The organism is Streptomyces flaveolus (assembly GCF_044765825.1).
Taxonomy (GTDB): domain Bacteria; phylum Actinomycetota; class Actinomycetes; order Streptomycetales; family Streptomycetaceae; genus Streptomyces; species Streptomyces flaveolus.
In genome coordinates this window covers 189,083-212,598 of record NZ_JBIWKU010000010.1, presented here as the reverse complement: position 1 = coordinate 212,598, position 23,516 = coordinate 189,083, and the positions used below count along the sequence as shown (strand labels likewise).

Here is a 23,516-nt window from a genome sequence, read left to right as displayed (position 1 = left end):
GGGGGGGGGGGGGGCCCCCCCCCCCGCCGCGCGGGGGGGGGGGGGGGCCCCCCCCGGGGGGGGGGGCCCCCCCCCCCCCCCGCGGGGAACGCCCCGCCTACTCCTGCTTCTTGCGCCGTGTTCCGAACACGATCTCGTCCCAGCTCGGCACCGCCGCGCGACGGCCCGGACGGACGCCGTCGGCCTCGGCCTGACGGTCGGTGGAACCGGTGAGGCGGTCCCGGTGGCTGCCCACGGAGCGTGGCATCAGCACGTCCGCGTAGGCGGAACCGGCCGACGCCGCCGGGGCGGGGGGCTCCTCCACCTCGGGATCCTCGGCGGGTTCCTCCACCGGCTCCGGCACCCGCTCGGGGACCACCAGATCGCCCCGGAAGCTCGGCACCGCCTCCAGCAGACTGGTCAGCGAGTCCCGCTCGCGTTCGCCCGACGCGGTGGCCGTGGTCTCCTCGGCCGGCTCGGACGGCTGCGCGGGCAGACTCGGCCGTTCCCGGTGCTCCCGGTCGAGGGTGCGGTCCAGCGGCCGGTCGCGCGGCAGCCGTGCGATGCGCGGGACGAACGGGAAGCTCGGCTCGTTCGCCGCGAGGTCGTCGGTCTCGCCGATCAGCGCGCGCGCCTCTTCGTCGACGGCCTGGACGAGCCGCCGGGGCGGGTCGTACGTCCAGCTCGCCGAGTGGGGTTCGCCCGCGACCAGGTAGACCAGCAGGACCTCCCAGGTGCCGTCGTCGCGGCGCCACGAGTCCCACTGCACGGTGTCCTTCTCGGCGCCGCGCAGCAGCAGCCGTTCCTGCACGGCCTCGCCGAGGGGCGGCCCGGAGTTCTCGCCGGGCCGGCGGACGGGGGTCTTGCGGGCCCGTTCCGCCATGAAGGCGCGCTCCGCGAGGACGGGGCCCTCGAAGCGTCGTACGCGATCGACGGGGATGCCGGCCATCTGGGCGACTTCTTCCGCGGTCGCACCGGCACGTATACGCGCCTGGATGTCGCGGGGGCGGAGATGACTCTCCACCTCGATCTCGATCTGGCCGAGGCGGGGACGGTCGCCGCGTACGGCGGCCCGGAGCCGCTCGTCGATCGGAAGCGTGTACTCCGTGCTGTCCGCAGCCTTCAGCACCAGCCGTGTGCCGTCATTCGAGACGGCCACGACACGCAGTTCGGGCATGGGGACCTCCCGGGTGGTGCCTGCCGACGTCACGTGCGTCGCTGCTTCCGCTCTGTCGAGTGTGGCCTGCCCGGGTGCAGCCTGCCACAACCTTGCCGAGTTGCCCGGCGTGTCGGGCGCGGGCCCTGGATCGCCGTTATGGCACGGTTACCAATTCGCAACGCTAAGTGACCAACTCCGTCACCCTGTGCACTCAGCCCCCTCCCGGCGGTCCTTCAGGATCCTGAACCCCCTGTCGGGAGACCGGACCCAGGGCTCGCCACAGTACTCCATTCGGGCCACCTGCGTGGATTGGCACGCCGCCCGACTTCTGACAAGAGGGGGTACTTGGCCGCCCCCGGCGCGTTTTCCGCGATCTTGCACGTGGCGTACTTCACGGAATCACCAGAAACGGAACTATTGGTTTCGACCGTACGTCCCCTTCTCGTGCAGTTGATCGATCACGTACGGAAAAGGCAGGCAAGGTCCGGGGATGCGTGAAAGGCCCGATGTCGTCGGTGAAGCGGACATGCGTACGGAGGTGGAATCCAAGCGAATCGACTTGAGCGTGCCCCAGGTCGCGGGCAGCGCCCTGGCGGCGGTGGTCGCGGCCAAGCTCGCCTCCTCCTTCGGCGTCTACGGAACGATCGTCGGCGCCGGCCTGATCAGCGTCGTCGCCACCTGCGGCGGCTCGGTGTTCCAGCACTTCTTCAGGCGCACCGCGGAGCAGTTGCGGGCCAAGCGCGCCGCCGAGGCGGGCGTCGCGGCGGGTGCCGGACGCTCCGGCGGACGAACGGCGCCCGCTCCCGGCGAGTTCACCGAGGGCACCGTCTACCGGGCGCGGGTCACGAGCTGGAAGCGGCCGCTGGTCGCGGCGGCCCTCGTCTTCGGCGTCACCATGGGAGGGATCACCGCCTACGAGGTCGTCTCCGGCCACAACCTGAGCGGCGGGCAGAGCACGACCGTCGGCAGTGCCCTCTCCGGTCACGGCAAGTCCGCGTCGGACCCGGGGGAGTCGGGCGGCTCCGGGGACTCCGAGGAGTCCCCGGCCCCGACGGGCTCGCAGGACCCCGGGGATTCCGGCACCGGTGAGGACGCACCGGCGGCGACTCCGTCCGGGACCCCGAGCGGCTCCGAGGGCGGCACGTCGTCGGACGGCACCGCCCCGGAGGACGGCGGTACCGGCCCCAGCCCGGCGCCCACGTCGAGCGCCACCGGGGGCGACGGGTCCGGCGAGGGCACGAGCCCGGCCCCCGACGCGTCGGCTACGACCCCAGAACCCGACGCAAGTAGTCGTTCTGGAACCGGCGATCAGGGTCAAGACGGTCCCGCAGCGCCGTGAACTCGCCGAAGCGCGGATACACCCCGGCGAAGTACTCGGCGTCCCGGGTGTGCACCTTGCCCCAGTGCGGGCGCCCCTCGTGCGCGGTGAAGATGCGCTCGGCGGCGGTGAAGTAGGCCCGGTAGGGAGTTCCCCTGAACATGTGGACGGCGATGTACGCGCTGTCGCGGCCCGACGCGGTGGACAGCGTGATGTCGTCGGCCGGAGCCGTCCGCACCTCGACCGGGAAACTGATCCTCAGCCCCGACCGGTCGACCATCGCCTTGAGCTCGCGCAGCGTCTCGACGACGGCCTCGCGCGGAACGGCGTACTCCATCTCCACGAACCGCACCCGGCGCGGGGAGGTGAAGACCTCGTAGGGGATGTCGGTGTACGTCCGCGCGGACAGGGCCTTGCTGGAGATCCGCGCGATCGCCGGGATGGTGGCCGGCACCGCGCGGCCGACCCAGTTGGCCGCCTGGAAGACGCCGTTGGAGAGGAACTCGTCGTCGAACCAGCCCTGGAGCCGCCCCACCGGCTGGGCCGGGCCCGCGCTGCGGTTGTTGCGCTTGGTGTTGGTGCTGCCGGTGTGCGGGAACCAGTAGAACTCGAAGTGCTCGTTCTCGGCCCACAGTTCGTCGAAGTCGGCGAGGACCCGCTCGAACGGCATCGGCTCCTCGCGGGCCGTCAGCAGGAAGACCGGCTCCACGGCGAAGGTGATCGCGGTGACGACGCCGAGGGCGCCGAGGCCGATCCGGGCGGCCGCGAAGACCTCGGGGTTCTCCTTGTCCGAGCAGGTGAGCACCGAGCCGTCGGCCGTGACCAGCTCCAGGCCCTTGATCTGCGCGGCGATCGAGGCCGAGTCGCGGCCCGTGCCGTGGGTGCCGGTGCTGGTGGCCCCGGAGACCGTCTGCTCCATGATGTCGCCCATGTTGGTGAGCGACAGGCCCTCCCGCGCGAGGGCCACGTTGAGCCTCTTGAGCGGGGTCCCGGCCTCCACCGTGACCGTCATGGCGTCGCGGTCGATGCGACGGATGCCGGTCAACAGGTGAGGGCGGATCAACACCCCGTCCGTCGCGGCTATGGACGTGAAGGAATGCCCGGTGCCGACGGCCTTGACCCGCAGCCCGTCCTCGGCGGCCCGGCGTACGGCCTCGGCCAGTTCGTCGACGGACGCCGGAGCGACCTCCCGCGTGGGACGCGCGGAGACGTTGCCGCCCCAGTTACGCCATGTGCGGTTCTTCCCGCTCGTCTTCCCGCTCGCCGTGCGTGTGCTGCTCAACGGTCCCTCCCCGACGCGGAGCCGGCCGCTTGAGCCGGCGGTACCCGAGGAAACCGACCGCGACCGCCACGGCCCCGGCCACCGCCGGAACCCCGTACCCGGCACGCGCCCCGGCCGCGTCGATCACCCAGCCGCCCGCGGACGAACCGAGCGCGACCCCGACCGCGAGCCCGGTGCTCACCCAGGTCATGCCCTCGGTGAGCTGCGCGCGTGGTACGTGCTCTTCGATGAGGGACATGGTCGTGATCATCGTGGGAGCGATGGACAGACCCGCAACGAACAGCGCCGCGGCCAGAAACGGCAGGTTTCCGACCAGTAGGAGGGGGATCATACTCACGGCCATCGCACAGACGCCCAGCAGCCAGCGGCGCTCGGGCGGTCCGGCGAAGCGCAGCAGACCGAAGATCATGGCCGCCGTGCAGGAGCCCGCCGCGTACAGGGCGAGCACGAGACTGGCGGCGGCCTTGTGCCCCTCCTCCTCGGCGAAGGCCACGGTGACCACGTCGACGGCCCCGAAGATCGTCCCCGTCGCCGCGAACGTGGCGACCAGGACCTGCAGCCCCCTGGAGCTCAGCGCGGTGCCGCCGCGGCCCTTGTGCTCGCGCGGATGCGGCACGGGCTCGGTGGCGCGCTGGGCGGTCAGCCAGAAGACACCGGCCGCCAGGAAGCAGGCGGCCAGCAGCGGACCGGCCTCCGGGAACCACGCCGTGGACAGGCCGATGGAGATGATCGGCCCGAAGATGAAGCAGACCTCGTCCACCACGGACTCGAAGGAGTACGCGGTGTGCAGCTGGGGGGTGCCCCGGTAGATGGCCGCCCAGCGGGCGCGCACCATCGCGCCGAGGCTCGGCACGCAGCCGATGCCCACGCAGGCCGCGAACAGCACCCAGTCCGGCCAGCCGTAGTGCGCGGCCGGCAGCAGCACCGCCGCCGCGGTGAGCGACACCAGCGTGGCCGGGCGCAGCACGCGCCGCTGGCCGTAGCGGTCCACCAGCCGCGAGACCTGCGGTCCGGCCACGGCGGCGGCGAGCGCGATGGTGGCCGACAGTCCGCCGGCCAGTCCGTACCGGCCGGTGAGCTGGGAGATCATCGTGACCACGCCGATGCCCATCATCGACAGCGGCATCCGGCCGAGGAAGCCCGCGAAGGAGAAGCCCTTGCTGCCGGGGGCGGCGAACAGGGCGCGGTAGGGGCTGGGCAACGAGGTCTCCGGTAACGGCTCAGTAAGGTGCGATCGCAGTCGATACAGCTTACGCGCGCAGGTGCCCCGAAAGAACCCCCGCGGACGCACCGTGGCCACCCACCGATGTCCTGTGTCAGTGCCGGGTGGCAGGATCGAGACATGCCAGACGTGCTCGATGCCAGCCCCTACGACGCCCTGCTCCTGCTCTCGTTCGGCGGCCCGGAGGGCCCGGACGACGTGGTCCCGTTCCTGGAGAACGTGACGCGCGGGCGCGGCATCCCCAAGGAACGCCTCAAGGAAGTCGGACAGCACTACTTCCTCTTCGGCGGGGTCAGCCCCATCAACGACCAGAACCGTGCCCTGCTGGACGCGCTCCGCAAGGACTTCGCCGAGCACGGCCTGGACCTGCCGGTCTACTGGGGCAACCGCAACTGGGCGCCGTACCTGACGGACACCCTGCGCGAGATGGTCCACGACGGCCGCCGCCGCATCCTCGTCCTCGCCACCAGCGCCTACGCCTCGTACTCGGGCTGCCGTCAGTACCGCGAGAACCTCGCGGACGCGCTCGCCGCCCTGGAGGCCGAGGGCCTCGAGCCGCCGAGGATCGACAAGCTGCGGCACTACTTCAACCACCCCGGCTTCGTCGAGCCCATGGTCGACGGAGTCGTCCGGTCCCTCGCCGAGCTGCCCGAGGAGGTCCGGGACGGCGCGCACATCGCGTTCTCGACCCACTCGATCCCCACCGCCGCGTCCGACACATCCGGCCCCGTCGAGGAGCACGGCGACGGCGGTGCCTACGTCCGTCAGCACCTGGACGTGGCGCAGCTGATCGCCGACGCGGTCCGGGAGCGCACCGGCGTCGACCACCCCTGGAAGCTCGTCTACCAGTCGCGCTCCGGCGCCCCGCACATCCCGTGGCTGGAGCCCGACATCTGCGACCACCTGGAGGAGCGCCACGCGGCCGGCGCCCCCGCCGTGGTGATGGCCCCCATCGGCTTCGTCTCCGACCACATGGAGGTCCTCTACGACCTCGACACGGAGGCCACGGCGAAGGCCGGGGAGCTGGGGCTGCCGGTGCGCCGTTCGGCCACCGTCGGCGCCGACCCGCGGTTCGCCGCCGCTGTCCGCGACCTCGTCCTGGAACGGGCCTCGGTCGAGCGCGGCCAGGAGGTCACGCCGTGCGCCCTGGGCGCGCTCGGCGCGAGCCACAACCTGTGCCCCGTCGGCTGCTGCCCCGCCCGCGCCCCCCGGCCCGCCGCCGCGGGCGCCGACAGCCCCTACGCCTGAGGAGCCCCGTGACCGACGTGACGACCGACCCCCTCCACACGGAGCTGCTGAAGATCGCCCAGGAGGCCGCTCACCGGGCGGGCGAACTGCTGCGCGACGGCCGCCCGGCCGACCTCGAGGTCGCGGCCACCAAGTCGAGCCCGATCGATGTGGTGACCGAGATGGACATCGCCGCCGAGAAGCTGATCACCGGCCTGGTCTCCGACCGCCGCCCCGACGACGGCTTCCTCGGTGAGGAGGGCGCCGCCGTCGAGGGCACCAGCGGCGTCCGCTGGGTGATCGACCCGCTCGACGGCACGGTCAACTACCTGTACGGACTGCCCACCTGGGCGGTCTCCATCGCCGCCGAACAGGACGGCGAGCGGGTCGCCGGGGTGGTCGTGGCCCCGATGCGCGGCGAGACGTACTGGGCGGTCCGGGGCGGCGGGGCCTGGGCGACGGGAGCCTGGATCGGCGAACGGCGGCTCGCCTGCCGGCCGGCGGCACCGCTGGACCAGGCGCTGGTCTCCACCGGCTTCAACTACGTCGCCGAGGTCCGCGCCGAGCAGGCCGAGATCGCGCGGCGGCTGATCCCCCTCGTGCGGGACATCCGGCGCGGCGGCTCGGCCGCGATCGACCTGTGCGACGTGGCCGCGGGCCGCCTCGACGGCTACTACGAACGCGGACTGCACCCCTGGGACCTCGCGGCGGGCGACCTGATCGCCCGGGAGGCGGGCGCCGTGACCGGTGGGCGCCCCGGGGAACGCCCGTCACGCGATCTGACGATCGCCGCCACCCCCGACGTCTTCCAGCCCCTCCAGCGGCTCCTGGTGGACTTCGGCGCCTGACCCGACCGTCGTCCCGCGACGTCTCCCGACGGCCCGACGCGACGGGGCCCCGGCGCTGGATCCCGCCGGGGCCCCGTCGCTTTCGCGGGCCGGTCAGACGCCGGTCGCCCCGACCTCCACACCGTGCTCGGCGGCCAGGCGGCGCAGATCGTCGAGCTCACCCAGCTCGACCTCGACGAGGAACTCGTCGCCCTCGTCGCGAGCCCGGGACAGGTCGGACTCGGTCGTCTGTATGCGCTGCAGAAGTCCTGCGGTGAAAGCGTCCATGCTGCGCCCCCTCGTCCTGGGTCGTGGGTCGGTGGCACGGGGGTGTGCCGATTCGGAAGGGGCGATCACGTCTCCGGTGGAGTGCCCAGCGCTGCCCGGCTGGGCGGCGGCGGTGCCGGACACCCACGCCCGCTCTGCGGAAGCGGACCGCGGCGCACCGCGTGGCGTGCGGTACAGGCAGAGCGTGATCGCGGGGTGTAAAGCCGTCCTCCCCCAGCTCCCTCCCGCGGAAACCTCAACCGCCCGAGAAAATCCCGCATTCCCGGTCCGGCGATCCTTTCCGGACGACCGTTTTCCGCCCGGCCGGTCAGGGCCGGCCGACCCGGCCGGCCCTGACCGGTCCCTTCCCCGCCTTACAGCCGACTTATGACCGAAAAGGGCAGGATGGAGGCCAACACACCCACGAGCCCCCCTGCCCTCGTGCGTCCGAGCGGCGCTACGCGGGTGGACACAGGAAGGACAAGCGACGTGCGCGTACTCGTCGTCGAGGACGAGCAGCTGCTCGCAGATGCGGTGGCCACCGGACTGCGCCGGGAGGCCATGGCCGTCGACGTCGTGTACGACGGTGCGGCCGCCCTGGAGCGCATCGGCGTCAACGACTACGACGTGGTCGTCCTCGACCGCGACCTCCCCCTGGTGCACGGCGACGACGTCTGCCGCAAGATCGTCGAACTCGGCATGCCCACCCGCGTGCTGATGCTCACGGCCTCCGGCGACGTCAGCGACCGGGTCGAGGGCCTGGAGATCGGCGCCGACGACTACCTGCCCAAGCCCTTCGCCTTCAGCGAGCTCATCGCGCGCGTGCGCGCGCTGGGCCGGCGCACCAGCGTGCCGCTGCCGCCCGTGCTGGAGCGCGCCGGGATCAAGCTCGACCCCAACCGCCGCGAGGTCTTCCGCGACGGCAAGGAGGTCCAGCTCGCCCCCAAGGAGTTCGCCGTGCTGGAGGTGCTCATGCGCAGCGAGGGCGCGGTCGTCTCCGCGGAGCAGCTGCTGGAGAAGGCGTGGGACGAGAACACCGACCCGTTCACCAACGTCGTGCGCGTGACCGTGATGACCCTGCGCCGCAAGCTGGGCGAGCCGCCCGTCATCGTCACCGTGCCCGGCTCCGGCTACCGGATCTGATCGACCGTGGCCACGACACCCGCGCCTCCCGGGGCGCCCCCGAAGCCCACCTGGGACCCCCGCCCGGCGACCCCCCTGCCGTGGCTGCGCCCCACCATCCGGATAAGGCTCACGCTGCTCTACGGCGGCATGTTCCTGATCGCGGGCATCCTGCTGCTGTCGATCATCTACCTGCTGGCGGCGCAGGCGCTGAACACGGGCAACGAACCGCTGTTCAAGATCGTCGGCGGCACCGACATCAAGGTCGCGAGCGACAAGTGCCCGGTCGTGAACAACGCGAGCAACCTCTCGCTGTCCACGTTCAACGCGGCGATCAGCGAGTGCATCGACCACCAGCGTCAGGTCGCCCTGGACAACCTGCTCAGCCGCTCGCTGCTGGCCCTGCTCGGCCTCGCCGTGATCGCCTTCGCCTTCGGCTACGCCATGGCCGGCCGGGTCCTGTCGCCGCTGGGCCGGATCACCCGCACCGCGCGCGCCGTGGCCGGTTCCGACCTGTCCCGGCGCATCGAGCTGGACGGCCCGGACGACGAGCTCAAGGAGCTGGCGGACACCTTCGACGACATGCTGGAGCGATTGCAGCGCGCCTTCACGGCCCAGCAGCGTTTCGTCGGCAACGCCTCGCACGAGCTGCGCACGCCGCTCGCGATCAACCGCACCCTCTTGGAAGTACACCTGTCCGATCCGAACGCCCCGGTGGAGCTCCAGCAGCTCGGCAAGACGCTGCTGGCCACCAACGAGCGCAGCGAGCAGCTCGTCGAGGGCCTGCTGCTGCTCGCCCGCAGCGACAACCAGATCGTCGAGCGCAAGCCCGTGGACCTCGCCGAGGTCGCAGGGCAGGCCATCGACCAGGTGCACGCCGAGGCGGAGGCCAAGGGCGTACGGATCAAGGGCGAGCGCGAGCCCGCGGTGGTCCAGGGCAACGGCGTGCTGCTGGAGCGGATCGCCCTCAACCTGGTGCAGAACGCCGTGCGCTACAACCTGGCCGAACAGGGCTGGGTGGAGGTCACCACGGCGATGGAGAACGGCCAGGCGGTCCTGGTGGTCACCAACACGGGCCCGGTCGTGCCGGCGTACGAGATCGACAACCTCTTCGAGCCGTTCCGGCGGCTGCGCACCGAGCGCACGGGCAGCGACAAGGGCGTCGGCCTCGGCCTGTCCATCGCGCGGTCGGTGGCCAGGGCGCACGGCGGCCACATCTACGCGCAGCCGCGCGAGGGCGGAGGGCTCGTGATGCGTGTCACGCTTCCGGTCTGAGATCATGACCCCGACATCTCGCCGGGGCCCGGGGATGTTCGCTTTGAGCGGAATTTCCAGGTCACCGTCCAGAGGTTCGCGTGTGTGATCGATCACAGCGACGGCTTTCCCGCCCTCTACTCTCCGTGATCATGCACCCTGTCGGAAGGCCGGGAAAATCCTGGTTTTCAGGGGTCCTGATCACGGGAAGTACACGGTGAGACGCCTTTGAAGTGCGGCATTCGGACCGTGTACGGTCCCCATCGCCATCCAAGCCGATCACTCTTGAGGAGTCCGGTTGGGTGTCGATTGAGTAACAGACCTTGATGTGAGGCAAAATCTCCGCCTCGGGTCGGGCACAAGTCCGGCCTCTCACGCGTTACGTGCGCTGGAGACACCCGCAGACACCCAGAGGGGGAGAGCGACCATGGCCACCGATTACGACACTCCACGCAAGACCGACGACGACGTCGACTCGGACAGCCTTGAAGAGCTGAAGGCCCGGCGGAACGACAAGTCCGCCTCGGCCGTCGACGTCGACGAGTTCGAAGCCGCAGAGGGCCTCGAGCTTCCCGGCGCAGACCTTTCCAACGAGGAACTGGCCGTCCGTGTACTGCCGAAGCAGCAGGACGAGTTCACCTGCATGAGCTGCTTCCTGGTGCACCACCGCAGCCAGCTGGCCCGGGAGAAGAACGGCCAGCCGATCTGCCGCGACTGCGACTGAGGCGGGGTCGGCCGTGACCGGCTCGACCCCTCCCTGGAAGCGCCGCTTCTCCACGCGAGGAGCGGACCAAGGGCCGTTCGACGGCCCGCAGCACGCGCGTGACGACGAGCGGGGCCCGACCGATACGGGGACGGCCTCGCTCGAACCGGGGAACGACCGGGGTGACCTCCCGGCGACCGTCCAGGCACCGGCGCCCGCTGCCCGGCGCCGGGCAGCGGCGTTCCGGGACCGGGCGGGGCAGGGCGTCCGCAAGAGCGGCGACCGTGCCAGGGCTGCCCTGGCGCACCTCGCCGACCGGGTCATCGACCTGGCCCCGCGCGTTCCCGTGCGGGACCTGGCGACGCTGCGCGGGCAGTTCCCCGGGCTCGGACCCGAGGAGCTCGCCGACCGGCTCGTGACCGGCGCCGCCCGGGCCACCGCCACCGTCGGCGCGGGAATCGGCGCGGCGGCGATGCTCCCCGTACCGCCCGCGATGCCCACCGAACTGGCCGCCGAGGTCACCGGCGTGGCGGCGATCGAGCTGAAGCTGATCGCCGAACTCCACGAGGTCTACGGCGTACGCCCGCCCGGCACCCTGACGCAGCGCAGCACCGCGTATCTGAACTCCTGGTCGGACGAGCGCGGCGTCGAGATGACCAAGCCGGCCACCCTCAGCACGGCGATGAACAGCCATATGAAGCGCCAACTGCGCCAGCAGATCATGAAGCGCCTGGTGCGCGACCTGCCCAACCTGATGCCGTTCATGGTGGGTGCGGCCGTGGGCGCCGTCATGAACCGGCGCGACACCAGAAAGCTGGCCCACCGCATCCGCGCGGACCTGCGCAAGAGGCAGGTGCCGTGGGACGCCCTCGAGGCGCTTCCCGCCCTGGAGAGTCCCCAGGACGCCCTCGACATAGGCGCCCTCGGAAGAGAGCTCGGGCGCCGGCCCGGAAGAGACCGGCACTGACCCCCGGCGTGCGCCAGGGCCTGTCGTTCGGATCGTGCCGGCCTCGCGGGGCGGGGCACGCACATCTGCCCCGTTGTCGTCGGTTGCCGGGGCTCCGCCCTGGCGCCCTCCTCCGCCTTGCAGCTGCACGCACCACGCCCCGCTCGGGTCGGCTGAAGGGCGCAGTCCCTCTCAGCCGACATGGTCCGAACGACAGGCCCTAGGAAGCGGCCTTCGCCGCCCGCAGCGTCTCGACCAGCCGCTCCGGCTCCCGGGTCGACAGGTACAGGTACGGAGTCGGGTCCTCCGGGTCCGTGACGTCGACCCGCACGGCCGTCGGGATGTAGGCGCGCAGCAGCAGGAAGGCGCGGGTGTCGGCCTTGTGGGTGCGCCAGGCGCGGGCCTCCTCCGCGTCGAGGATCTCCGCCTCGCCCAGGGCCGCCAGCGGCACCTTGGCCTCGCCCGCGATCAGCGAGTCCCCCACGATCCGGATGCGGACGGCGCCGTACGAACTCGCCACGACCGCCGCCGCCGCCGTGCCGCCCGCCAGACCGCCCAGCATCGGCAGCGTGCCGAAGGGCAGCAGGATCAGGGCGAACGAGAGGCCCACCAGGAAGGAGATCAGCCACCAGGAGCGGGGCGCGGTGAGACGTTCTTCGTACGAGGTGGCGGAGAGCTGCATGAAGCAAGCTTGGCACGGTATCGGTGATCGGCCGACGCGCGGGTAAGGTCTGCGCCTGTGAGTGGTACTTCCCCGGCTCTTCAGCCCCCCGCCGACGCCGTGAAACCCGTACGGCACCCCGACGCGCCCGCCCCCGGCGAACTGCTCGGCGCGCACTACGGCCAGTGCTTCGGCTGCGGCGGCGACCAGCCGCACGGACTGCACCTCCAGGCGCGGGCCGGCGAAGGCGTCGCGATCACCGCCGAGTTCACCGTGCAGCCCGCCCACCAGGGCGCCCCCGGCCTGGCCCACGGCGGTGTGCTGACCGCCGCCCTCGACGAGGCCCTCGGCTCGCTGAACTGGCTGCTGCGGACCATCGCGGTGACCGGCCGGCTGGAGACCGACTTCCTGCGGCCCGTGCCCGTGGACACGACGCTGCACCTGGAGGCCGAGGTGACCGCGGTGGCCGGCCGGAAGATCTACTCCACGGCCACCGGCCGGATCGGCGGCCCCGACGGTCCCGTCGCCGTCCGCGCCGACGCGGTGTTCATCGAGGTCAAGATCGACCACTTCGTCGACCACGGCCGAGAGCAGGAGATCCGCGCCGCCATGGACGACCCGGACCAGCTCCGCCGCGCCCGCGCCTTCGAGGTGAACCCGTGAGCCGCGAGCCCCTGGACGTCCAGATCCGCCTCGTCGACCCGGACGTGCCGCTTCCGGCATACGCGCAGCCCGGCGACGCGGGAGCCGACCTGCGCACCACCGTGGACTGCGAACTGGCGCCCGGTGAACGGGCCGTTCTGCCCACCGGGGTGTCTGTGGCGCTCCCCGAGGGGTACGCGGCCTTCGTGCACCCGCGTTCAGGCCTGGCAGCCCGCTTCGGTGTCGCCCTCGTGAATGCCCCGGGGACGATTGATGCCGGGTACCGTGGGGAGATCAAGGTGATCGTGGTGAATCTCGACCCGCGCGAGAGCGTGCGGTTCGAGCGCTTCGACCGGATCGCCCAACTGGTCGTCCAGCAGGTCGAGAGGGTCCGCTTCCGTCCGGTCGCGGAACTTCCCGGCTCGGCTCGGGCCGAGGGGGGCTTCGGGTCCACCGGCGGCCACGCCGGCACGGACCGTGCAAGCGGCACAAGCGGTCAGGTCGCCGAAGGCGGCCCGACGGGTGGGAATCGATACGCTTCGGTTGTATCCGACCGGGAAGGACAGTGACGTGTTCGGACGTCGCAAGAAGAGGGATGCCGCCGAGGGCGCGGCCGGCGAGGCCGAGCAGGTCGTCGACAGCGTCGACACCGAGGCGGACGAAGGGCGCGAGCGCGTGCGGCTCGAACCCGAACCGCGGCCCGACGGGCCCTGGGACAGCACCGAGGTGAGCGACCCGGGCGAGGGCCGCGTGGACCTGGGCGGCCTGTTCGTACCCGGCGTCGACGGCATGGAACTGCGCGTCGAGGTCGCGGGCGACGCGATCGTCGCCGCGACGGTCGTGCTGCGCGACAGCGCCATCCAGCTCCAGGGCTTCGCCGCGCCCAAGCGCGAGGGCATCTGGGGCGAGGTGCGCGAGGAGATCGGCTCCGGCATCACCCAGCAGGGTGGCATCGTCGACGAGGTCGAGGGTCCGCTGGGCTGGGAGCTGCGGGCCCAGGTGCCGGTGCAGCTGCCGGACGGCACGAGCGGCTTCCAGGTCGTGCGGTTCGTCGGTGTGGACGGCCCCCGCTGGTTCCTGCGCGGAGTGATCTCCGGCCAGGGCGCCGTGCAGCCGCAGGCCGCCGGTCTGCTCGAGCAGATCTTCCGGGACACGGTCGTGGTCCGCGGCGACGGCCCGATGGCCCCCCGCGACCCGATCGTCCTCAAGCTGCCGAACGACGCCCAGATGGTTCCCGAGGGCGTCCAGCAGGAGGAGGGCTCCCGCTTCTCCGGCGGCATGGGCCAGCTCCAGCGCGGACCGGAGATCACCGAGGTCCGGTAAAGACTCCGTACGGTTTTCCGTACCCGCACGACACGGTTTTCCGTACGCGCACGACGAGGGCCGCGACCCGCAGGGGACGCGGCCCTTCACCATGTCCGAGGCCGCGCCGCCGGACCGGTTGAACGCCGGGGGGTCCGCTGGCGATACTGGCGCCCGGTTTCCGGCGGGGGAGGACACATGAACCAGGTGGTCACCGAGACCATGGTGCGCGTCGAGGACGTGCACAAGTCGTACGGCAACGGCACCGCCGCCGTCCACGCCCTGCGCGGCGTCTCCTTCGAGGTGCCGCGCGGCGAGCTGGTCGCCCTCAAGGGGCGGTCCGGCTCCGGCAAGACCACGCTGCTCAACATCGTCGGCGGTCTCGACACGCCGGACGCCGGGCGCGTCGCGGTCGACGGCCGTGATCTCGCGGAGCTGGACGAGGACGGGCTGCTGGCGCTGCGCCGGGACCGCGTCGGCTTCGTCTTCCAGTCCTTCGGGCTCATCCCGATCCTCACCGCCGCCGAGAACGTGGGCGTGCCGATGCGGCTGCGCCGGACCGCGCCGCGCGAGCGCGACGAGCGCGTCGGCCTGCTGCTGTCCCTGGTCGGCCTCGCCGACCACGCCGCCCAGCGGCCCGGCGAGATGTCCGGCGGCCAGCAGCAGCGGGTCGCCATCGCCCGCGCCCTCGCCAACAACCCCGCGCTGCTGATCGCCGACGAGCCCACCGGCCAGCTCGACGCCGAGACCGGCCACGCCGTGATGGAGCTGCTGCGGGCCGTGGTGCGCAGCGAGCGGGTGACCGCGCTGGTCGCCACCCACGACGCCACGCTGCTCGACCTCGCCGACCGGGTGCTGGAGCTGCGGGACGGGGAGATCGTCGAGCAGTGACGCCGCGGGCGTCAGAGTTCCGTCAAGGACGACCGGCATCCCGCACCCGGCCCCTTTTGTCGCGATTGTTGGCCGTAAGGTCGACGCTGCGCAGTCAGCGGTGACCGGAAGACAATGAGGCCATGGGACGCGGCAAGCTTCGGATCTACCTCGGCGCGGCGCCGGGCGTCGGGAAGACGTACGCGATGCTCTCCGAGGCCCACCGGCGCGTGGAGCGGGGCACCGACTGCGTGGTGGCCTTCGTGGAGCACCACGGCAGATCGCGCACCGAGGTGCTGCTGCACGGCCTGGAGCAGGTGCCGCGCAGACAGCTGGAGCACCGCGGCGCGCTCTTCACGGAGCTGGACCTGGACGCGGTCCTCGCCCGCGCCCCCCGGGTGGCGCTGGTGGACGAGCTCGCCCACACCAACGTCCCCGGCGCGCGCAACGCCAAGCGGTGGCAGGACGTCGAGGAGCTGCTGGCCGCCGGGATCGACGTGATCTCCACCGTCAACATCCAGCACCTGGAGTCGCTCGGCGACGTCGTCGAGTCGATCACCGGCGTACGGCAGCAGGAGACCGTGCCGGACGAGACGGTGCGGCGCGCGGACCAGATCGAACTGGTGGACATGTCGCCGCAGGCACTGCGCCGGCGCATGGCGCACGGCAACATCTACCAGCCGGACAAGGTCGACGCGGCCCTGTCCAACTACTTCCGCCCCGGCAACCTCACCGCCCTGCGCGAGCTCGCGCTGCTGTGGGTGGCCGACCGGGCCGACGAGTACCTCCAGCAGTACCGCAGCGAGCACCGGGTGTCGAAGATCTGGGGCTCGCGCGAGCGCATCGTGGTCGGCCTGACCGGCGGCCCCGAGGGCCGGACGCTGATACGGCGGGCCGCGCGCCTGGCGGAGAAGGGCGCCGGCGGTGAGGTGCTCGCCGCGTACATAGCCCGCAGCGACGGGCTGACCTCGGCCTCCCCGAAGGAGCTGGCGGTGCAGCGCACCCTGGTGGAGGACCTCGGCGGCACCTTCCACCACGTGCTCGGCGACGACATACCGGCCGCCCTGCTGGACTTCGCGCGCGGCGTCAACGCCACCCAGATCGTCCTCGGCTCCTCGCGCCGCAAGGCCTGGCAGTACGTCCTCGGGCCCGGCGTCGGCGCCACGGTGGCCCGCGAGTCCGGCCCCGACCTGGACGTTCACATCGTCACCCACGAGGAGGCCGCCAAGGGGCGCGGACTCCCGGTCGCCAGGGGCGCTCGCCTCGGGCGCCCGCGGCTCGTGTGCGGCTGGCTCGCGGGGCTCGGCGGACCGGTGCTGCTGACCCTGTTCCTGAACTCCGTGCACCTCGGGCTCGCCAACGACGTCCTGCTCTACCTGGCGCTGACCGTCGCGGCGGCCCTGCTCGGCGGGCTGTACCCGGCGCTCGCCTCGGCCGCGGTCGGATCCCTGCTGCTGAACTGGTTCTTCACGCCGCCGGTCAACCGGATCACCATCGCCGACCCCAGGAACATGCTTGCGCTCGCCATATTCGTGGGCGTCGCGCTCTCCGTGGCCTCGGTCGTCGACGTCGCCGCCCGCCGCACCCACCAGGCCGCCCGGCTGCGCGCCGAGTCGGAGATCCTCTCCTTCCTGGCGGGCGACGTGCTGCGCGGCGAGACCAGCCTGGAGACCCTGCTGGAACGGGTCCGGGAGACCTTCGCCATGGAGTCCGCGGTCCTGCTGGAGCGGGAGAGCGACGTGGCGCCCTGGGTCTGCGCCGGGCGGGCCGGCCTCGGTCCGCCGGTGGAGCGCCCGGAGGACGCGGACGTGGACATGCCGGTGGGGGACCACATGGCGCTCGCGCTGACCGGCCGGGTCCTGCCCGCCGCGGACCGCCGGGTGCTGGCCGCCTTCGCCGCCCAGGCCGCCGTCGTCCTGGACCGGCGGAGGCTGCGCGAGGAGGCCGACCGGGCGCGCGCGCTGGCCGAGGGCAACCGCATCCGCACGGCGCTGCTGGCCGCCGTGAGCCACGACCTGCGGACGCCGCTGGCCGCCATCAAGGCGGCGGTCACGAGCCTGCGCTCCGACGACGTGGCGTGGTCCGAGGAGGATCAGGCCGAACTGCTGGAGGGCATCGAGGACGGCGCCGACCGCCTCGACCACCTCGTGGGCAACCTGCTCGACATGTCCCGCCTCCAGACCGGCACGGTCACCCCGCTGATCCGCGAGATCGACGTCGACGAGGTGGTGCCGATGGCGCTCGGCGGGGTGCCCGAGGCGAGCGTCGAGCTGGACATCCCCGAGACGCTGCCCATGGTCGCCGTCGACGCGGGGCTCCTGGAGCGGGCGATGGCCAACCTGGTGGAGAACGCCGTCAAGTACAGCCCGGCCGGCCGGACCGTCCTGGTGGCCGGCAGCGCCCTCGCCGACCGCGTCGAGGTACGGGTCGTCGACCGGGGCCCGGGAGTGCCGGACGACGCCAAGGAGCGCATCTTCGAGCCCTTCCAGCGCCACGGCGACGCCCCGCGCGGAGCCGGTGTGGGCCTGGGCCTCGCCGTCGCCCGCGGCTTCGCCGAGTCGATGGGCGGCACCCTGAACGCCGAGGACACCCCCGGCGGGGGCCTCACCATGGTCCTCACCCTCCGGGCGGCGGCCCGGGACACCGACACCCCCACCGCGACAGCAGAAAGTCAGGCTGCCTGATGCCGAGCTCGACGGGTGGCACCCCGCGGACCCCCACGAGGGTGCTCGTGATCGACGACGAGCCGCAGATCGTGCGTGCCCTCGTGATCAACCTCAAGGCGCGCCACTACGAGGTCGACGCCGCCTACGACGGGGCCACCGCCCTGAGGACGGCCGCCGCCCGCCACCCCGACGTGGTGGTGCTGGACCTGGGCCTGCCCGACATGGACGGCGTCGAGGTGATCAAGGGCCTGCGCGGCTGGACCCGGGTACCGATCCTGGTGCTCTCCGCCCGCCACTCCTCCGACGAGAAGGTCGAGGCGCTGGACGCCGGCGCCGACGACTACGTCACCAAGCCGTTCGGCATGGACGAACTGCTGGCCCGGCTGCGCGCCGCCGTCCGCCGCGCCGAGCCCGTCCCGGGCGGCGAGGACGACGTGATCGTGGCGACCGACGCCTTCACCGTCGACCTGGCCGCGAAGAAGGTGAACCGGGACGGCAGGGACGTACGGCTGACGCCCACGGAGTGGCACCTGCTGGAAGTGCTGGTGCGCAACACCGGCCGCCTGGTCGCCCAGAAGCAGCTGTTGCAGGAGGTGTGGGGGCCGTCGTACGGGACGGAGACGAACTACCTGCGGGTCTACATGGCGCAGCTGCGCCGCAAGCTGGAGGCGGACCCCGCGCATCCGCGGCACTTCATCACCGAGCCGGGCATGGGGTACCGCTTCGAGAAGTGAACGGGGGAGTCGACCGGAGGGGCTCGTTCCAGGACGCGGTCCGCGGGGGTGCGTGTCTGTCGGCCTGCCCCGGTACCCTTCAGGTATGAGTGCTGCTCCTCGTTCCGACAAGCCGGTGGGCCGGTTCCGGCGCATGTTCGACCGGCTCTCCTCCTCGCAGGAGGACCTGGAGTCGGAGGAGCTCCGGGAGGACGCCGACACCGCCGGCTGTACGCGCATCGGGGACTGTCAGGACCGGCAGATCGTCACGGTTACTGGTACTTTGCGCACGGTCACTCTGCGTCCGCGTGCGGGCGTTCCCGCTCTGGAGGCCGAGCTCTTCGACGGCTCCGCCGCCTTGGACGTGGTGTGGCTGGGCAGACGCTCCATCGTGGGCATAGAGCCGGGGCGCAAGCTCATCGCATCGGGCCGGGTCTCCATGAGCCGGGGCCGCCGGGTGCTCTTCAACCCGAAATACGAACTGAGACCCCTCGGACGGGAGTAGCCGGTGACGTCGCTCGACAAGCCGACGGAAGACACGGAAGCGGACGACGCCCGGGCGGTGACGGAGGCCGCGCTGTTCGAGGCGTTCGGCGGCGTGCGGGGCATGGTCGAGACGGTGCTGCCGGGGCTGCTCTTCGTCACCATCTTCACGATCAACAACGACCTGCACATGTCGGCGATCGCGGCACTGGCCGTGTCGCTGGTGCTGGTCGTGGTCCGGCTGGTGATGAGGGACACCGTCAAGCACGCCTTCAGCGGCGTCTTCGGGGTCGCCTTCGGCGTGGTCTTCGCGATGATGACCGACAACGCCAAGAACTTCTATCTGCCCGGCATGCTCTACACGCTCGGCCTGGCCCTGGCGTACATCATCACGACGCTGGCCGGAGTGCCCCTGATCGGCCTGATCCTCGGCCCGGTCTTCAAGGAGAACCTCTCCTGGCGCACCCGCAACCCGGGCCGCAAGAAGGCGTACGCGAAGGCCAGCTACGCCTGGGGCCTGATCCTGCTCGCCAAGTGCGCGGTTCTCTTCCCCCTGTACTGGTGGGCGGACACCGAGCAGCTCGGCTGGGTCCTGGTCACCCTGAAGATCCCGCCCTTCCTGCTCGCCGTCTGGCTGACGTGGGTCTTCCTGGCGAAGGCGCCGGCCCCCATCGACGTGTTCGCGGAGATGGAGGCGGCGGAGAAGGCCGAGAAGGAGAAGGCGGGACACGGGGCGCACACGGCCGAGCTCGTCGGCGAGACCGCCGACTCCCGCTCCCTGCCGCATACCGCGGACGGCGAGAGCGGCGCCGCCGACTCGCACGGCGGCAGGCACCGCAAGGCGTGACGGCATACGACGGTGGGGGCGCCCGGAGAAATCCGGGCGCCCCCACCGTCGTACCGCGTGGCGGCCGTCAGTTCGCGGCGTCGCTCCGCCGCGCCGACAGCAGGTCCTCCAGCTGCTCCTCGCGGGCCTGCGCCGCCACGAACAGCAGCTCGTCACCCGCTTCCAGGGAGTCCTCCTGGGACGGCGTCAGCACCCGGGTGCCCCGGATGATCGTCACCAGGGACGTGTCCTGGGGCCACTGGACGTCGCCGACCTGGGTGCCGGCCAGGGCCGACTCCTCCGGCAGCGTCAGCTCCACGAGGTTGGCGTCGCCGTGGCTGAAGCGCAGCAGCCGGACCAGGTCGCCGACGCTCACCGCCTCCTCGACCAGGGCGGACATCAGGCGCGGGGTGGAGACGGCGACGTCCACGCCCCAGGACTCGTTGAAGAGCCACTCGTTCTTCGGGTTGTTCACCCGGGCGACGACGCGCGGAACGCCGTACTCCGTCTTGGCCAGCAGGGACACGACCAGGTTGACCTTGTCGTCGCCCGTCGCGGCGATGACGACGTTGCAGCGCTGGAGCGCCGCCTCGTCCAGGGACGTGATCTCGCACGCGTCGGCGAGCAGCCACTCCGCCATCGGGACACGCTCGACCGAGATGGCGGTCGGCGCCTTGTCGATGAGCAGGATCTCGTGGCCGTTCTCCAGCAGCTCGCCCGCGATCGAACGGCCGACCGCGCCGGCTCCGGCAATGGCGACCCTCATCAGTGACCGCCCTCCTCTTCGGGACCCTTGGCGAACGCCGCCTCGACCTTGTCGACCTCGTCGGTGCGCATCATCACGTGCACCAGGTCGCCCTCCTGCAGCACGGTCTGCGAGGAGGGCAGGATCGCCTCCCCGAGCCGGGTGACGAAGGCCACCCGCACGCCGGTCTCCTCCTGGAGCCGGCTGATCTTGTGACCGACCCAGGAGGCCGAGGTGTGCACCTCGGCGAGCTGGACGCCACCGGTGGGGTCGCGCCACAGCGGCTCGGCGCCCGAGGGGAGCAGCCGGCGCAGCATCTGGTCGGCCGTCCAGCGGACGGTGGCGACCGTGGGGATGCCGAGGCGCTGGTAGACCTCGGCGCGGCGGGGGTCGTAGATGCGGGCGGCGACGTTCTCCACGCCGAACATCTCGCGGGCCACGCGGGCGGCGATGATGTTCGAGTTGTCACCGCTGGAGACGGCGGCGAAGGCGCCGGCCTCCTCGATGCCCGCCTCGCGCAGGGTGTCCTGGTCGAAGCCGACACCGGTGACCCTGCGGCCGCCGAACGAGGAGCCCAGACGGCGGAAGCTGGTGGGGTCCTGGTCGATCACGGCGACCGTGTGCCCCTGCTGCTCCAGGGTCTGGGCGAGAGCGGAACCCACACGCCCGCAGCCCATGATGACAATATGCATCGCGTCACACCGCGCTTCCTACGGGCACTGCCACCTTAGTGGATGTCGTGCTCATGTCTCTCTTTCGGCTCGCCTGGCGACATGGAGCGGCCAGTCTGCGGGCCGCAGGGGAACATCATGCCGGTGACCACCGGCGGTGACGCCCCTAGGGCCCCGTGGAGCCGCGGCCCCCTCGCCCCCTGCCCAACGTATCGGCAAGCCGGTGGGGTCCGCACGAGCCGCTCATCCCTCGGCGGACGACCCCCGGCGGCCGATGCTGCGGATGCTGGCAAGAGTCAGGATTCCGAGGCCGATGAGCGTGACGGCGCCGCCGACGAGCTCTGCGCTCAGATGCATGGAACCTCCAGGGAGGACAACGGCCAGGAATCGCGCGGTGTTTGTCATATAGGCACGCCGGCCCCGCAACCTGCGGAATCCGCAGCCGCGGCACCCCCTAATTCACCCGTAGAGCAGACGGCCGACGGATCGGGGGTGGCGGGTGGGCGGGCGCCCGTTCGAACGCTTACGATCCTCTGTTGTGTCCAAACTGACCGACGTGCCCAAGCGGATTCTGATCGGGCGCGCACTGCGCAGCGACCGGCTGGGGGAAACACTCCTGCCGAAGCGCATCGCCCTTCCCGTCTTCGCCTCCGACCCGCTGTCCTCCGTGGCCTATGCCCCCGGCGAGGTGCTGCTGGTCCTGTCCATCGCGGGCGTGTCGGCGTACCACTTCAGCCCCTGGATCGCCCTGGCGGTCGTCGTGCTGATGTTCACCGTGGTCGCCTCCTACCGGCAGAACGTGCACGCCTACCCGAGCGGCGGCGGCGACTACGAGGTCGCGACCACCAACCTCGGGCCGAAGGCCGGCCTCACGGTGGCGAGCGCGCTGCTGGTCGACTACGTCCTGACCGTCGCCGTGTCCATCTCCTCAGGCATCGAGAACCTCGGCTCCGCGATCCCGTTCGTCGTCGAGCACAAGGTCTTCTGCGCGGTCGCGGTGATCGTGCTGCTGACGCTGATGAACCTGCGCGGCGTGAAGGAGTCGGGCAAGCTGTTCGCGATCCCGACGTACGTCTTCGTCGGGGGCGTCTTCATCATGATCGCGTGGGGTGCGTTCCGGGGTGTGGTGCTCGGGGACAGCATGCGCGCGCCCACCGCGGACTACGAGATCAAACCGGAGCACCAGGGCCTGGCGGGCTTCGCGCTGGTCTTCCTGCTGCTGCGGGCCTTCTCCTCCGGCTGTGCCGCGCTCACCGGCGTCGAGGCCATCTCCAACGGCGTCCCGGCCTTCCGCAAGCCCAAGTCGAAGAACGCCGCCACGACGCTCGCGATGATGGGCCTGCTCGCCGTCACCATGTTCTGCGGCATCATCGCGCTGGCCGCCACCACCAAGGTCCGGATGTCGGAGAACCCGGCCACCGACCTCTTCCACAACGGCATCCCGCTCGGCGCGGACTACGTCCAGCACCCGGTGATCTCGCAGGTCGCCGAGGCCGTGTTCGGCGAGGGCAGCTTCCTGTTCATCGTCCTGGCCGCGGCCACCGCGCTGGTCCTCTTCCTCGCCGCGAACACCGCGTACAACGGCTTCCCGCTGCTCGGCTCGATCCTCGCCCAGGACCGCTACCTGCCGCGCCAGCTGCACACCCGCGGCGACCGGCTCGCCTTCTCCAACGGCATCCTGCTCCTGGCCGGCGCGGCCGTGCTCCTCGTCGTCATCTACGGCGCCGACTCCACCCGCCTGATCCAGCTCTACATCGTCGGCGTGTTCGTCTCCTTCACCCTCAGCCAGATCGGCATGGTCCGGCACTGGAACCGCCACCTGGCCACGGAGAAGGAACAGGCCAAGCGGCGCCACATGATCCGCTCGCGGGCGATCAACGCCTTCGGTGCCTTCTTCACCGGACTGGTGCTGGTCGTCGTCCTCGCCACGAAGTTCACGCACGGCGCGTGGGTCGCCCTGCTCGGCATGTGCATCTTCTTCGCGACGATGACGGCGATCCGCAAGCACTACGACCGCGTCGCCGAGGAGATCGCGGCCCCCGAGGACGCGGAGCCCCCGAGCGACGACCTGGTGCGGCCCTCCCGCGTCCACTCCGTCGTGCTGATCTCCAAGATCCACCGCCCCACCCTGCGCGCGCTCGCCTACGCCAAGCTGCTGCGCTCGGACTCCCTGGAGGCGCTCAGCGTCAATGTCGACCCGGTGGAGACGAAGGCGCTGCGCGACGAGTGGGAGCGGCGCGGCATCGACGTACCGCTGAAGGTGCTGGACTCTCCGTACCGCGAGATCACCCGGCCGGTCATCGAGTACGTCAAGAGCCTGCGCAAGGAGTCGCCGCGTGACGCGGTCTCCGTGATCATCCCCGAGTACGTGGTCGGCCACTGGTACGAGCACCTGCTGCACAACCAGAGCGCGCTGCGTCTCAAGGGCCGGCTCCTGTTCACCCCCGGGGTCATGGTCACCTCCGTCCCGTACCAGCTGGAGTCCTCCGAGGCGGCCAAGCGGCGGGCCCGCAAGCGGCAGGACTGGAGCGCCCCCGGTGCGGTCCGGCGTGGTCCGGCGCAGCACGACCGGTCGAAGGAGTCCTCGCAGTCCACGTAGACTGGTCGGCTGTTGTCCTCTGACGTCGTCCG

General features: G+C 71.6%; 23 protein-coding genes. 16 read left to right on the top strand and 7 right to left on the bottom strand.

Annotated elements, in window-relative coordinates; genetic code table 11:
• Positions 1-97: 97 nt before the first annotated feature.
• Complete coding sequence (gene sepH / locus ACIRG6_RS28050) at positions 98-1,156, bottom strand: septation protein SepH (RefSeq protein ID WP_318214773.1); 1,059 nt, start codon at positions 1,154-1,156, stop codon at positions 98-100.
• Positions 1,157-1,628: 472 nt separating this feature from the next.
• Here sepH and ACIRG6_RS28045 point away from each other — a divergent pair, with 472 nt between their 5' ends.
• Positions 1,629-2,477 (top strand): hypothetical protein, encoded by an 849-nt coding sequence (locus ACIRG6_RS28045; RefSeq protein WP_364677558.1) that lies wholly within the window; start codon positions 1,629-1,631, stop codon positions 2,475-2,477.
• On the opposite strand, the gene ACIRG6_RS28040 is transcribed toward ACIRG6_RS28045, so the two are convergent.
• Together ACIRG6_RS28040 and ACIRG6_RS28035 are read right to left on the bottom strand one after the other, a co-directional pair.
• The gene (locus ACIRG6_RS28040; RefSeq protein ID WP_403324932.1) at positions 2,401-3,738 is read right to left on the bottom strand and encodes a D-arabinono-1,4-lactone oxidase; all 1,338 of its coding nucleotides are present in this window, start codon (positions 3,736-3,738) and stop codon (positions 2,401-2,403) included. The genes ACIRG6_RS28045 and ACIRG6_RS28040 overlap by 77 nt on opposite strands.
• Positions 3,680-4,939 (bottom strand): MFS transporter, encoded by a 1,260-nt coding sequence (locus tag ACIRG6_RS28035; RefSeq protein ID WP_239763739.1) that lies wholly within the window; start codon positions 4,937-4,939, stop codon positions 3,680-3,682. The genes ACIRG6_RS28040 and ACIRG6_RS28035 overlap by 59 nt, the downstream gene beginning before the upstream one ends.
• A 141-nt stretch (positions 4,940-5,080) precedes the next feature.
• On the opposite strand from ACIRG6_RS28035, the gene ACIRG6_RS28030 reads away from it, so the two are divergent.
• The gene (locus ACIRG6_RS28030) at positions 5,081-6,208 is read left to right on the top strand and encodes a ferrochelatase (protein ID WP_403324931.1); all 1,128 of its coding nucleotides are present in this window, start codon (positions 5,081-5,083) and stop codon (positions 6,206-6,208) included.
• 8 nt (positions 6,209-6,216) lie between these two features.
• Positions 6,217-7,035, top strand: coding sequence for an inositol monophosphatase family protein (locus ACIRG6_RS28025; RefSeq protein ID WP_403324930.1), 819 nt, complete (start codon positions 6,217-6,219; stop codon positions 7,033-7,035).
• Positions 7,036-7,128: 93 nt separating this feature from the next.
• On the opposite strand, the gene ACIRG6_RS28020 is transcribed toward ACIRG6_RS28025, so the two are convergent.
• Positions 7,129-7,302 (bottom strand): hypothetical protein, encoded by a 174-nt coding sequence (locus ACIRG6_RS28020; RefSeq protein WP_189231859.1) that lies wholly within the window; start codon positions 7,300-7,302, stop codon positions 7,129-7,131.
• 468 nt (positions 7,303-7,770) lie between these two features.
• Between ACIRG6_RS28020 and ACIRG6_RS28015 the strand changes: the two genes are divergently transcribed.
• From ACIRG6_RS28015 to ACIRG6_RS28000, 4 genes are all read left to right on the top strand, one after another.
• Positions 7,771-8,424, top strand: coding sequence for a response regulator transcription factor (locus tag ACIRG6_RS28015; protein WP_003993508.1), 654 nt, complete (start codon positions 7,771-7,773; stop codon positions 8,422-8,424).
• 6 nt (positions 8,425-8,430) lie between these two features.
• On the top strand, positions 8,431-9,678 hold the full coding sequence (locus tag ACIRG6_RS28010) for a sensor histidine kinase (protein ID WP_364820149.1): 1,248 nt from the start codon (positions 8,431-8,433) through the stop codon (positions 9,676-9,678).
• Between the two features lie 406 nt (positions 9,679-10,084).
• Positions 10,085-10,381: a DUF4193 domain-containing protein gene (locus ACIRG6_RS28005; RefSeq protein ID WP_003993510.1), complete on the top strand. Its 297-nt coding sequence runs from the start codon at positions 10,085-10,087 to the stop codon at positions 10,379-10,381.
• A gap of 13 nt (positions 10,382-10,394) precedes the next feature.
• Positions 10,395-11,327 (top strand): hypothetical protein, encoded by a 933-nt coding sequence (locus tag ACIRG6_RS28000; protein WP_403324929.1) that lies wholly within the window; start codon positions 10,395-10,397, stop codon positions 11,325-11,327.
• A 199-nt stretch (positions 11,328-11,526) separates the two neighbouring features.
• Here ACIRG6_RS28000 and ACIRG6_RS27995 read toward each other — a convergent pair whose 3' ends face one another.
• Positions 11,527-11,988, bottom strand: a complete 462-nt coding sequence (locus ACIRG6_RS27995; RefSeq protein ID WP_364677566.1) for a DUF3093 domain-containing protein — start codon at positions 11,986-11,988, stop codon at positions 11,527-11,529.
• A 57-nt stretch (positions 11,989-12,045) separates the two neighbouring features.
• Here ACIRG6_RS27995 and ACIRG6_RS27990 point away from each other — a divergent pair, with 57 nt between their 5' ends.
• From ACIRG6_RS27990 to ACIRG6_RS27955, 8 genes are all read left to right on the top strand, one after another.
• Positions 12,046-12,630, top strand: coding sequence for a PaaI family thioesterase (locus ACIRG6_RS27990; RefSeq protein WP_225631540.1), 585 nt, complete (start codon positions 12,046-12,048; stop codon positions 12,628-12,630).
• The gene (dut, locus tag ACIRG6_RS27985) at positions 12,627-13,178 is read left to right on the top strand and encodes a dUTP diphosphatase (protein ID WP_189231864.1); all 552 of its coding nucleotides are present in this window, start codon (positions 12,627-12,629) and stop codon (positions 13,176-13,178) included. The genes ACIRG6_RS27990 and dut overlap by 4 nt, the downstream gene beginning before the upstream one ends.
• Position 13,179: 1 nt before the next feature.
• On the top strand, positions 13,180-13,932 hold the full coding sequence (locus ACIRG6_RS27980; RefSeq protein WP_189231865.1) for a DUF3710 domain-containing protein: 753 nt from the start codon (positions 13,180-13,182) through the stop codon (positions 13,930-13,932).
• Between the two features lie 177 nt (positions 13,933-14,109).
• The gene (locus ACIRG6_RS27975) at positions 14,110-14,802 is read left to right on the top strand and encodes an ABC transporter ATP-binding protein (protein WP_364677567.1); all 693 of its coding nucleotides are present in this window, start codon (positions 14,110-14,112) and stop codon (positions 14,800-14,802) included.
• A gap of 122 nt (positions 14,803-14,924) precedes the next feature.
• Positions 14,925-17,465 (top strand): sensor histidine kinase KdpD, encoded by a 2,541-nt coding sequence (locus ACIRG6_RS27970; protein ID WP_364677569.1) that lies wholly within the window; start codon positions 14,925-14,927, stop codon positions 17,463-17,465.
• A complete protein-coding gene (locus ACIRG6_RS27965; RefSeq protein ID WP_403324928.1) occupies positions 17,465-18,181 on the top strand; it encodes a response regulator in 717 nt (238 codons plus the stop codon). The genes ACIRG6_RS27970 and ACIRG6_RS27965 overlap by 1 nt, the downstream gene beginning before the upstream one ends.
• An 85-nt stretch (positions 18,182-18,266) precedes the next feature.
• Positions 18,267-18,665: an OB-fold nucleic acid binding domain-containing protein gene (locus tag ACIRG6_RS27960; RefSeq protein WP_189231869.1), complete on the top strand. Its 399-nt coding sequence runs from the start codon at positions 18,267-18,269 to the stop codon at positions 18,663-18,665.
• A 3-nt stretch (positions 18,666-18,668) separates the two neighbouring features.
• Positions 18,669-19,490, top strand: coding sequence for a DUF3159 domain-containing protein (locus ACIRG6_RS27955; RefSeq protein WP_364677573.1), 822 nt, complete (start codon positions 18,669-18,671; stop codon positions 19,488-19,490).
• Between the two features lie 67 nt (positions 19,491-19,557).
• Here the strand turns inward: ACIRG6_RS27955 and ACIRG6_RS27950 are convergent, their stop codons facing one another.
• Positions 19,558-20,235: a potassium channel family protein gene (locus ACIRG6_RS27950; RefSeq protein WP_239763755.1), complete on the bottom strand. Its 678-nt coding sequence runs from the start codon at positions 20,233-20,235 to the stop codon at positions 19,558-19,560.
• On the bottom strand, positions 20,235-20,906 hold the full coding sequence (locus tag ACIRG6_RS27945; protein WP_189231872.1) for a potassium channel family protein: 672 nt from the start codon (positions 20,904-20,906) through the stop codon (positions 20,235-20,237). Before ACIRG6_RS27945 ends, ACIRG6_RS27950 begins: the two co-directional genes overlap by 1 nt.
• A 517-nt stretch (positions 20,907-21,423) precedes the next feature.
• Here ACIRG6_RS27945 and ACIRG6_RS27940 point away from each other — a divergent pair.
• Positions 21,424-23,484: an APC family permease gene (locus tag ACIRG6_RS27940; RefSeq protein WP_364677575.1), complete on the top strand. Its 2,061-nt coding sequence runs from the start codon at positions 21,424-21,426 to the stop codon at positions 23,482-23,484.
• Positions 23,485-23,516: the final 32 nt, after the last annotated feature.